An 11,133-nucleotide genomic window follows, 5' to 3' on the forward strand; every position below is an offset into this window, starting at 1 on the left:
ACTGGAGGCGCAATTGGCCGGCTCGGACGCCGCTGCGGTAAGCATCCGCAAGCTGGAACGTGGCTACACATCGTCCACGTTGCGGCTCGGCCGCGTCACCTACCGGCCCGCGCTGAGGGGCATCGACCTCGACATCGAGCGGGGCACGCTGTTCGGCCTGCTGGGGCCCAACGGGTCCGGCAAGACGACGCTGATCAAAGTGCTGTCGACTCTGCTGGTACCGAGCGCCGGAGCGGTGAAGGTGGCTGGGTTCGACGTCGTGTCGCGGGCACAGGCGGTCCGCCAACGGATCGGGCTGGTGCTGGGCGGCGACCGCGGGGTCTACGAGCGTCTCTCCGGTCGTGACAACCTGCGGTTGTTCGCCCATCTGTACGGGCTGGACCATCGCGAACAGAAGCGTCGCATCGACGAGATGGTCGACGTTGTCGGCCTGACCGCCGACGCCGACCGCCGGGTCGAAGGTTACTCGCGTGGCATGAGGCAACGGCTGCAGCTTGCCCGCGGCATGCTGCACCGCCCCGAGGTGCTGTTCCTCGACGAGCCCACCAACGGCATCGACCCGGTTGGCGCCCGCGAACTGCGCGAGGTCGTGGCCCGGTTGCGCTCGGCCGGCACCACCATCCTGCTCACGACGCACTACATGTTCGAGGCCGACGAGCTCTCCGACCAGATCGCCATCATCTATCAGGGTCTGATCATCGCGCGCGGCACGCCACAGGAGCTGAAGCGGACCGATGAGGGCCTGCGGATCCTTGACGTCGAGGCGTTCGGTGTGCCTGACGACGTGATCGCCCGGATCGAGGCCTTGCCCTCGGTAGTCGCCGTGACGGCCGGTCACCGTGGCGCCGCGCAGCTTCTCGAGGTCCAGACCCACGACCACGAGCGGACCGAGGCGGCGATTCACCAGCTGCTGGCCGGCGTTCGGATCGGCCGCGTGGTCACCCGGGCACCGAACCTCGAGGATGCGTACGTGACGCGGTTGGCGGAGGCCCAGCGGCAGGGAGACGCCGTCCGGAACCAGGTATCGGCGTGAGCCCCGGCAGCGGCTGGCTGTCGACCGCCTTCGTGATGGCCCGGTTGCAGCTACGCACCATCAGCGCGTCCGGCTTCTTCCTGCTCGCTGTGCTCGGCGAGCCTCTGGTCATCGCGCTGATCGTGATGGCGACCGCCGGCTCGGACACCGACCGGCTCAGCGTCGTCGGTGGGGTCGCCCAGATCGGAATCTGGAGCGCCGCGCTGTTCGGCTCGGCGAACATGTTCCAGTCGATGCGGGCCGAGGGCACGCTGGCCCACCTCGCGTCGTCGCCGGCCCCGTTCTACGCCATGCTGACCGGCGTCGGCATCGGCAGCTCCGTGCACGGCCTGTACGCCATGGGCGTAGCAACCCTGCTCGGCGTCTTCGCGTTCTCGGTATCGCTGCCAGGCCTGTCGGCTCTCCCGATGATACTCATCGCGCTGCTTAGCGCACTGATCGCGGTTGGCCTGCTCGGTGTACTGCTGGCCAACCTGCTCGCCCTGTATCCCCAGTCGAACGTCATCACCAACTTGCTCAGCTACCCGATCTGGTTGCTGTGCGGGTTCGTGACGCCGGTCGAGGACCTGCCGGCGGTGCTGCGGCCACTGTCGTACGCGCTCGCCCCGACCTGGAGCAACCGGGCGCTGGACCAGGCGCTGCACGGCGAAGCGGCACTGCAGTCGGTCGGTTGGGCCCTGGGAATATCCGCCGTCTACTTCGTGATCGGCCAATTCCTGGTCCGGCGGACCATGTTCGTGGCCCGGGTCCGTGGAACGCTGGAGCTGCTGTGAAGACTGTGCGACTGGCGATCGCGTCGGGCACGTTGGGCTACCGTGCGCTGTTCAACTGGATCGCGCCTAGCGCCTACATCCCCATCATGTTGCTGGGCCCATTGCTGCAGATCGTGTTCTTCGTGACGACGGGCAGCCGGTACGGCGTCGAGAGCAAGCAGTTCTACCTGGTGGGCAACGCGTTCCAGACTTGCACGACGGCCACGATCTTCGGTATGACCATGGCGATCGCCAACGAGCGGTCGACCCGAACACTGGCGCCGATCCTGGCGACCGGGGCCAGCCGCATCGCCGTCTTCCTCGGCCGGGGTGCCCCGATCATCCTCAACGGGCTGCTGGTCTCGACGTTCTGCCTGCTGGTGGGCTCGCTCATCACGGGAGTCCGGGTGCCGTACGCGACGCTCGGCCCGATCTTCGTGGCGCTGCTCTTCAGCGTGACGTCGTGTACCGCGCTCGGCGTTCTGGTCGGGTCGCTGGGCCTGCGGTACCGCGACGTCTTCATCGGCTCCAACCTGGTGAACATGATCCTGCTCGGCCTGACCGGAGCCAACATTCCGCTTGATCGGCTGCCCGACTGGCTGCGCGTTGTCTCCTCGGGGCTGCCGCTCACCCACGGCCTGGCCGCCGCCCGGGATCTGGAGCACGGTCAGACCTTCGGCGCCGTCCTGCCCGACCTGGGCGTCGAGCTCCTGGTTGGGGCGGGGTACCTGGTGGTCGGTCTGATCGTGCTGCGCCGGCTGGAGCACGCCTCACGGATCAAGGGCGTTCTCGACCTCTGGTAGCCGCGGTGAGCAACGCCGCCTGCGTCGCCACCGTCGGGTGGAGCAGGCAGTCCGCCGGGGCCACCGGTACGCCCGACTCCGCACTGAGCCGCGCGGCCAGTCGTACCGCGGCCAGCGAGTCGCCGCCAGCCGAGAAGAAGCTGTCATCGGGGCCGGCTCCGGGGTTACCGATGATCTCGGCCCAGATCGCTCGAACCCGGGCCTCGGCCGGGGACCACTGGACGTCGGGTGGGTTCGGTACCGCTTCGGGTAGGGCGGCGAGCAAGGCCTCCCGGTCCACCTTGCCGCTGGGGCGTAGGGGAAGGGAGTCGACGCGGGCGAAGCGGGACGGTGCCACCCCGGCCGGCATCCACCGGGCGACGGCCGCGGCGGCGCTGGCCCGGGTCGCTGCCCAGTTCGTTCCGTCGCTGACCAGAAAGGCGACAAGTTCGGTGCCGGCGGCGTTGGGCCGCGGGACGACGACGGCATCGCGGACGCCGGGGAGGCCGCGCAGCAGTGTGGTCAGCTCCGCGAGCTCGATCCGCACCCCGTTCACCTTCACCTGGTCGTCCAGCCGACCGCGCAGAAACAGCCGACCGTCATAGTCGTACGAACCGAGGTCACCGGTCCGGTACCACGGCGGCTCGGTCGCCGCCTCACCCGGAAGCCTGCTCGCCGGATCTGCGGTGGCGCCGAGATAGCCCAGCGACCGGTACCGCGTGCCGATCCACACCTCACCAGGCTCATCGGTGCCGCATCGCCGGCCGTCGGACGCCACCACCGCGAGTTCGGTTTCCGGCAGCGGCCAACCGACCGGCAACGGGTCCGGGCAGGCATCCTCAACCTCGTACCAGAACTTCGCCAGTGTGGTTTCCGTCGGCCCGTACAGGTTGATCACCCGGCATTGCGGGCCGAACGCAGCCTTCCACCGCCGCACGTCGTCGGCCTGCAACGGTTCGCCGGCGAAGAACACCAGCCGCAGCGGCGTCTCACCGGGACCGTCGCAGGTGTCCAACCAGGTGCGGGCCAGTGACGGCACAACGTGCAGCACGGTGACCGAGTCAGCCCGCACCCAGTCCCGGATCTGCTCACCGGTTTGCAGCGGGTCGCCGAACACGACGGTGCCGCCGACGGTGAGCACGGTCAGCACCTCGCGCAGCACGACGTCGAAGGTGATCCCGGTGATCGCGCCGACCCGGTCGGTGGCGCCGAACCGGAACTGGGTGGCCTGCCACTGCAGGAAGTGACTCAGGCCGGCCCGCGCGCCCAGGACACCCTTGGGTTGGCCGGTCGTGCCCGAGGTGAAGAAGACGTAGCCGGCCTCCGGGATGGCGGGCAGTGGCGAGGCAGGCCGGGCACGCCGGGTCGGATCGACCTCGAGCTGGGGCACGCCGGCGTTGGCCAGGTAGCGGGAGGTCGCCTCGTCGACGGTCGCGCCCACCGACATCACCAACCGGGGCCGAGCGATCTCACAGCACGCCTGGCACCGGGCCGACGGCTGGCCGGGATCGAGCGGGACGGCCACCGCTCCGACGGACAGGGCCGCCACCAGCCCGATCACGAACTCGGCACCCCGATGCGCGTACAGGCCGATCCGATCGCCCGGTCGCACGCCGGCCGCGCGCAGAGATTCGACGGCGCTTCCCGCCGCCTCCTGCAGTTGCCGATACGTCAATTCGCGACCGCGATCAACCACGGCCACCCGGTCCGGCCCGGCCGTCGCGGCCGCGACGAACCGCTCCATCACATCGTTCACCGCTACCGGCACCTCGGCCCGGGTCGCCGGGGCCCGATCGGTAGTCACGGCCGAGCGCAAGTGCCGCAGTTCGACGTGCGGGCGGGCGGCCGCGTCCGCCGCCAGCAGGCCGAACGCTTCGGCCCAACGGCCCAGTTGCCGATCGCTCAGCCCAGTGGTCCCGTTGATCAGGGCGATGCTCGTCCGCTCGCCAGTGCCGCGGGACGCGATCGTCAACGGAAAGCCCGCCCCGAGGTGGTGCTCGTGAACCCGGACCGCACCGTGCACGATCTCCGGCTCGGGCAGATGGTTGAGCAGCACGTCGAGCTGAATGCCCGGCCCGTTGGCGCCGCGCCGCGACGCCTCGACGATCGAGTCGTAACCCACTCCGCTGTGCGCCGCGGCATCTTCGAACTGCTCCTGGCACTCGTTGACCAGGTCCACGAACGACCGGCCTGACTGGACCCGGACACGGATCGGCAGGACCCCGACCAGGCAACCCACGAGGTCCCTCGTCGCCGGCGTACGGAAGTCGGCCAGGATGCCGATCGTCAGGTCGGTGCACCCGGTCAGCCGCGACAGCGCAAGGGCCGATACCGCCAACCGGACGACCGCCGGGCTGGCGTCGGCGGCGTGCCCGACACCGTCCAGCTGGGTCCAGGTGCGCGGCGCATCCACCACCGGAACCCACCGCGCCGGTGCCGGTCGGCCCGGGGGCACCAACCGCCCGACTGCGTCCGCCAGCCGCTCGGACCAGAACTCGTGGGGACCACTGTTTCGTCGCGGGTCGAGCGACTGCCGGTCCCGCAACGCGAGGTCGGCGTAGCGCACCGTGCTGTCGGCTGCCGCCTGGGTGGTGTCCGACGTCCCGGCCAGCAACCGCTGAAGATCTTCGGCGAGCACCGCCACCGCACGGCCGTCGGCGACGGTGTGATCAATGCGTACCTCGACGGCCGGCCCGCCACGGTCGGACAGGCGGAGGTCCCACAACGGAAACGGGCCCGGCGCCGAAGGCGGTCCGGCGTCGGCGGCGGTGACCGCGTCGACCGCGCGGGTCAGCGCCGGATGCTGCGGAGGATGGATGCGCTGCACAGGAACGCCGTCAAGGACCTCGATCTCGGTGCGCAGGGCCGCGTGCCGGGCGACCAACTGGTCGACCGCGCTCCGGACGTCGGCCGGAGTGACACCCGTTGGCAGGCTCAGCCGGACCGCCACCGGAGGTGTGGGCGCGCCCCGGACGGCCGTCGTGGCCCAGATCGCCAGTTGCCGACCGGTCAGCGGCGCGGTGAGCCCACGTGGGCCCGCAGGGCGGCCGCGCCCGGACACGTTCCGCAGGAGCGCCGAGAACGGTCCGTTGAATCGCGGGTCGGCGAACAGCTTGTGTTCGAAGTGCTCACCCCCGACGTAGTAGGTGTGCAGCCGGCCAACGTGGCGGCGCCATCGTTCCGTCACGTCGGCCGGGTGGGCGCCGAGGAAGAAATGCGCGTCACCGGGAAACCAGCCCGGCTCGTGGGTGGCGGTGGCCTGCAGGGTGCGAGCGAACACCTCAAGCCGACAGCGCAGCGAATCCGCGTTCGTGTCCAACGGATAAGCCTGCCGCTCCTGCAGAATTGCGTGCCCCTCGGCGATGGTCGGCGGCTGATCGTCATAGGTGATCGGATAACCGGTACGCCGCAGCAACCCGATCAGTCGGTACCGAATGACGTCCGACTGTGACAGCGGCGCCCGGTCTCGCGCGGGCGGCTCGCTGTCGAACAGCGCGAGCAGGTCGACCTCGTCGCCGGCCGCCAGCAGTTCGACAGCGATCGCATGGGCGATCGTGCCGCCAGCCGAGAACCCACAGAGCCGGTACGGTCCACGTGGCTGGAACGCCTTCAGCTGCGGAATGTAGTACTCGACGAAGCCCCGCACCGTGGTCGGAATCGGGCACTCGCCTTCGATCCCGGCCGCGCGGATGCCGACGATCCGGGCGGGTAGTGCCGGTCGGGCGGCACCCAGCGCGAACGCGTTGCCTGACGCGGAATGGATGTAGTAGATCGTCGGGGCGTCCGGAGGGGTGACGGTCGGCGCGGGCTGCAGGCACCATCGCCGGTCTGCGTGCCGTCGTAGGTGGACACTGAGCGTTGCGATCGTGCTGTGCTCATCGAAGCACGCGGCGAGGTCGCCCGACCCGAACACCTCGCGTATTCGGGCCAGGAACGCGTACCGGGCCACCGGGTCGACATACACCGGTCGCAGCGACTGCTGGGCACCAAGACTCCCGCACTCCACGCCGAACTCGCTGGCCACCTGGGCGATCGCGCTCTCGGTGCCGTCCCGGTGGCGAGCAGCAAAGAACTCGAGGTTCGCCAGGACAATCAGCCTCCCCGTACTGCGGTCAGCCCGTGATCTGGGTGCCGTCAGACGGAGGATACATACACTCGCTGCTATCGGCGGCCCCCGCCGACGCCGGCCCCGGATCGGCATAATGGCCGGATGCAGCTGCTGGACCAGGCGGGCGTCCACATCACTCAAGCGGGACCCAGGCACCGACAGCCGAGGCCGTCCGCGGTGAGGGCCGAGGATCCACGGCGGACGGCGGACGTCCTGGCCGGCTACGGCACCCATGAAGACGTGCGCGCGGACCGGCCGGCTCCGGGTACGGTAGCTGATCATGCAGCCGACCTCGTGGGTGAACTGGATCGCCACCGACGGCCGCCGCCCGGTGGAGAGCCCGGCGCGGCTAGTCAGCCTGATCGAGTCGGCCACATCCATCGCTTCGGGGGCAATCGATGACTGACATCCGCGCGGTACTGCTCGACTTCGGCGGCACGCTGTTCGCCATGCCGCCGGGCTACGGCCCGTATCTGCGGGCGGCCGAATCAGCCGGTGAGTCGATGACCGAGGATCAAGCCGCTGATCTGGCCCGGCGGTTCCAGCAGACGATGTCCGATCCCACCGTGATCGCGATGGAGGAGGTGCGGGACCGCTCGCCGCAGGCCCACCGGACCGCCCTGATCACCAGGTACCGCATGGCCGGGATGTCGGAGAAGTTGGCCGATGCGCTCTACGCGCAGCTGGTGGCGGAGGCCACGTGGGAGGTCTTTTCCGACACGGCCTCGACGCTACGGACCATGCATGCGGCCGGACTACGGCTGGCTGTGGTGAGCAACATCGGGTGGGACCTGCGGCGGCACTTCGTTCGGGCGAACATCCACGATCTCATCGACGCCTACGTGCTGTCCTGCGAGCTGGGGATCGAGAAGCCGCAGCAGCTCATGTTCACGACGGCCGCCCAGGCGCTCGGGGTGCAGGCCGAGCAGTGCCTGATGGTCGGGGACGACCCGTACTCCGACGGCGCGGCCATCCGGTTCGGCATGCCGACCCTGCTGCTGCCGCCGCATCCAGGCGGCGACCGGGGTCTGGGCCTGGTCCTGAGATGCCTCGGCCTGGCTGCCGGCGCGGACACCACCGACCGGCTCCGCGACGCGGTGGAGGCGTGACATGGAACGGATGACCTTCGCGGGTATGCAGATCCTGCAGCTCACCGACGCCGAGGCGGATCAGCTTGTGGCCGGCGGGCTCACCCCACCGGACGACGTCAACATGATTCAGACGGCCGTCCGCTACCCGGCCGACCAGCTGCGCCCCATGTTCGACACGAAGCCGACCTGGATCAGTTGGGTCAGCCCGATCCCGGACGGACGAGCCAGCTTGTTGTCGGCCCAGTCCGGGCGGGAACGGCGCCGGTCCCGGCAGGCGCTGGCGGCCTTCGACGGGCTCGACATCCGGTTCCACCCGACGATCGAGGCGGAGGTGTTCGATCCATGGCTGACCATCTACACCTCGATGGTCGACGGCATGGAGCAGGGGCTGAACATCGCCCGGGACTCGCGCGACGAGATCCTCGCACCCGACTCGCCACACCGGATGGCGACGGTCCACCGCGACGGCCGACTGGTTGGCGGCTGGGTCATGTATGACATGCCCGACTTCGACATCTTCCGGATGCGCTTCGCGGCCTTCGAGCCGGCCCTGCGCGATCTGGGTGCGGCCAGAGCGGCGATCCTCGTCACCGCCGACTGGGCCCGTGACCGTGGCCGCGCACTGTTCTCGCTGGGCAACGACATCAACTTCTACAGCAAACTCCTGAAGCCTGGCCTGCAGCATTTCAAGGTGCGCCTGGGTTTCCGGCCGACCCCCACCCATCTGCTGAACGATGTCGGCGAGATGGTGTGCGAACGGGTCGTCAACCTGGCCGGCTTGTCCTCGCTCGCGTTGGCGTACCTCGACGACGACCCGACCCCGTCAGCCACCGCCCTCGACTACCTCGACGGTACGTGTTGCCTGCAGCTCAATGCGTACGTCGAAGACGGTGCGGAGGTCGACCTTTCACTGTACGACGTGGACCCCCACCGTGTCCATTTCATTCCGCGGCGCGCCGATCAGCGCTGAACCGCCCGACTGTTGCCGCGCTTCACCACGACGTACGCCGACGGATGGGCCCCGCCCCGCTCAAGAAGGATCTCTTTGATCACCCGTAGCAGGGGCGTGCGTTGGACGGTCTCCCGGAACAGACGCTTGTCCTCGGTCAGCAGGACCGCCCTTCCCCGAGGCGTCATCACCCTGCTGATCTCACGCAGTGCCGCCGGGTACATCTGGATGTTGTGTTTGTGCGTGCCGACCCGCTTGCCGAACGGCATGTTGGCGATGATCCGGTCGATCGAGCCGTTGGGGAACGGCAGACGCTGGGCGTCGACGTTCAGCAGCGAACCGTCCAGCCCGCGGCTGTGTACGTTGGTCCGGGCCGCCCGGGCCCAGCTCGATTGGACGTCGCCGCCGATCAGCAGGCCGGGCTTGGCCATCTCGCCGGCCAGTACCAGTAGGGTTCCGGCTCCGCAGAACGGGTCGAGTACGGTCTGCCCGTCTTCGATCTTCGCCAGACGGACCATCACCGCGCCGATCACCGGATTGGTGGACGCCGGTGCCCGCAACAATGCTCCGAACCGCTCGGTCAGGTACAATTCGCCCACCTCGCCCACCAGTCCTCCGGGCGAGTCGACGACGTTGATGTCCCAGTTGCCGGCGCTGTTATGCCAGTGTGGGTCGGCCTCGAACTGGTCCCGGATGTCCCAGCGCGCCTCACCCAGGTCACCCACCCTGAACTGGATCTGCGGCGAGTCGCCGGTCAACGCGGCCAGGACACCACGCTCGGTGGATTCCCGTACTCGCCGATCCGGGTCCGGGTACAGGCAGATCGCTGCAGTGTCGAAGTAGCGGATCGCGGCCAGCGGACGCAGCGTTCCCCGGTAGGAGAGCTGCAGTGCGTCGCGCCGCCGGGCCACCACTCGCACCTCGGCACCGGAGAAGGTGCGCAGCTCCTCGAACAGGTAATCCACTGCGCCGGGCACCGTACGCAGCAGGATCTCGTCGTCGATCGACCGGTCTAGATCAAGTCGCCGGGGTCGACCATCGCTTGTCATATGTTGCATCTTACGGTTCGTGTCCGTGGCCATCGGCGGCCCGCCGGCTACGCCGGTACGCGGGCGGCCCGGCCAACCGGCGCGAGCAGCGCGGCGACCCGACCGAACCCGTCGGCAAGCCCGTCGAGCACGGCATCAGCTCCAGCCGCCAGAAGGTCACTGACCGTGGCCGGGCCGGTGGTCACCCCGACCGCGCGCAACCCTGCTCGGTGGGCGGCCGTGATGTCCTTGACCGTGTCGCCGATCAGCACGCCGCACCGGCAGCCGCCGGCAACCGCGTCCGACGCCGCCACCACGATGTCGTCCCGATCGACCGCACGGTCACCGAAGCCGCCGTCGATGAGCAGGTCGGCCAGGTTGGTCCGGCTCATCTTCCACCGCGCCACGGGGGCGGCGTTGCCGGTACACATACCGAGCGCGATACCGGCCTCCTGCAGTCGGGCGAGCATCACGCGGACGCCGGGCAGGAGATCGCCGGGGCCCCCGGCCTCGAGCGGACCCAGGTGCCCCGGCATGGATGCAACGATCGTCGGCAGGAGCCCGTCGATGTCGCGATCGGAGACGCGGTGTCGCCGGAGCATGACCCGGATCGTTCCAGCGTCGGTGCAACCGGCCAGGTCGACGCCCGCGTAGGACAGGTGACCGCGCTGGTATGTGAAGTCGAGGATCGGCAGCCCAGTGGCGGCCCGCACCGCGTCGGCCATCGCCCCCATGTGGGCGCGCTGCACGGATGAGCCCGGGCGGATCAACGTCCCGTCGAGGTCGAAGAGCACAAATGGCCGCCCGCAGGAGTCGTCGGGTTGATGGTTCCTGGGCAACCGCTGGCGCATTCGAAGTCCCCGCTCTGTCATCGTCATCCGGCGGCCCGACTGTAGTCCATCCCCCAGCGCGGCGTCGGCCCGCAGATCAGGCCCGACCCATCCCGACCAGCCCTCCCCGTCGAGCAGCGCATCGACCCCGAGAGCGGAGGCCAACCGTGTGCCTGCCACACGAGGCCGGTGCGGTTGATGTCGCGCCGGGCCGCTCCGGACAGTGACATCGGCATGCCTGGATTTCGTATTGAGGACGGTTATAAGTGAGTGTTTGAGATTCCGGCTCAGGTGTGGGTTGCCTGGGCCGGTTTCGTGTGTCGGGCCAGGCGGGTGACCATGACGTGGATCATGGCCCAGGTGACGAAGGCGGCGTGGCTTGTGGGTAGGCGTTCGTAGTCGCGGACGCAGCGGCGTTTCTTGCTGATCCAGGCGAAGGTCCGTTCGACGACCCAGCGTCGGGGAAGCACGACGAAGGTGTGTTGTCTGGGGAGTTTGTGGACCAGGTGCACGGTGAGGTCGAGGGCGTGGCGGGCCCAGGTGCTCAGGGTGCCGATGTA

The 11,133-nt window shown here is 69.1% G+C and carries 10 protein-coding genes; 6 read left to right on the forward strand and 4 right to left on the reverse strand.

Annotation, left to right across the window (positions count from 1 at the left end; all coding sequences use genetic code 11):
- The first annotated feature begins 13 nt into the window (after positions 1-13).
- The 3 genes from FB455_RS20070 to FB455_RS20080 are packed head-to-tail and all read left to right on the forward strand — an operon-like array spanning position 14 to position 2,588.
- Entirely contained in the window at positions 14-1,033 is a 1,020-nt protein-coding gene (locus tag FB455_RS20070; RefSeq protein ID WP_013473836.1) for an ABC transporter ATP-binding protein, read from the forward strand.
- Positions 1,030-1,806 (forward strand): ABC transporter permease, encoded by a 777-nt coding sequence (locus tag FB455_RS20075; RefSeq protein ID WP_013473835.1) that lies wholly within the window; start codon positions 1,030-1,032, stop codon positions 1,804-1,806. Before FB455_RS20070 ends, FB455_RS20075 begins: the two co-directional genes overlap by 4 nt.
- Positions 1,803-2,588 (forward strand): ABC transporter permease, encoded by a 786-nt coding sequence (locus FB455_RS20080; protein WP_013473834.1) that lies wholly within the window; start codon positions 1,803-1,805, stop codon positions 2,586-2,588. Before FB455_RS20075 ends, FB455_RS20080 begins: the two co-directional genes overlap by 4 nt.
- Here FB455_RS20080 and FB455_RS20085 read toward each other — a convergent pair.
- Positions 2,563-6,591, reverse strand: a complete 4,029-nt coding sequence (locus tag FB455_RS20085; protein ID WP_186461717.1) for a non-ribosomal peptide synthetase — start codon at positions 6,589-6,591, stop codon at positions 2,563-2,565. The genes FB455_RS20080 and FB455_RS20085 overlap by 26 nt on opposite strands.
- A 364-nt stretch (positions 6,592-6,955) precedes the next feature.
- Between FB455_RS20085 and FB455_RS34835 the strand changes: the two genes are divergently transcribed.
- Genes FB455_RS34835 through FB455_RS20095 form a run of 3 tightly spaced genes read left to right on the forward strand, consistent with a single transcriptional unit; the run spans position 6,956 to position 8,736 of the window.
- Positions 6,956-7,081, forward strand: coding sequence for a hypothetical protein (locus FB455_RS34835; RefSeq protein ID WP_255348694.1), 126 nt, complete (start codon positions 6,956-6,958; stop codon positions 7,079-7,081).
- Positions 7,074-7,784 carry an HAD family hydrolase gene (locus FB455_RS20090; protein ID WP_013473832.1) on the forward strand — a complete coding sequence of 237 codons (711 nt, stop codon included), beginning with the start codon at positions 7,074-7,076 and terminating at the stop codon, positions 7,782-7,784. Before FB455_RS34835 ends, FB455_RS20090 begins: the two co-directional genes overlap by 8 nt.
- Before the next feature lies 1 nt (position 7,785).
- Entirely contained in the window at positions 7,786-8,736 is a 951-nt protein-coding gene (locus FB455_RS20095) for a GNAT family protein (protein ID WP_013473831.1), read from the forward strand.
- On the opposite strand, the gene FB455_RS20100 is transcribed toward FB455_RS20095, so the two are convergent.
- The 3 genes from FB455_RS20100 to FB455_RS34570 all read right to left on the reverse strand — a co-directional run.
- Complete coding sequence (locus FB455_RS20100) at positions 8,727-9,764, reverse strand: TRM11 family SAM-dependent methyltransferase (protein WP_377626399.1); 1,038 nt, start codon at positions 9,762-9,764, stop codon at positions 8,727-8,729. The genes FB455_RS20095 and FB455_RS20100 overlap by 10 nt on opposite strands.
- A gap of 47 nt (positions 9,765-9,811) precedes the next feature.
- A complete protein-coding gene (locus FB455_RS20105; protein ID WP_083816921.1) occupies positions 9,812-10,753 on the reverse strand; it encodes an HAD family hydrolase in 942 nt (313 codons plus the stop codon).
- Positions 10,754-10,860: 107 nt separating this feature from the next.
- A partial coding sequence (locus tag FB455_RS34570) for a transposase (protein ID WP_222434141.1) occupies positions 10,861-11,133 on the reverse strand: 273 nt, incomplete at its 5' end.

Source organism: Micromonospora sp. CNZ296, assembly GCF_007827635.1.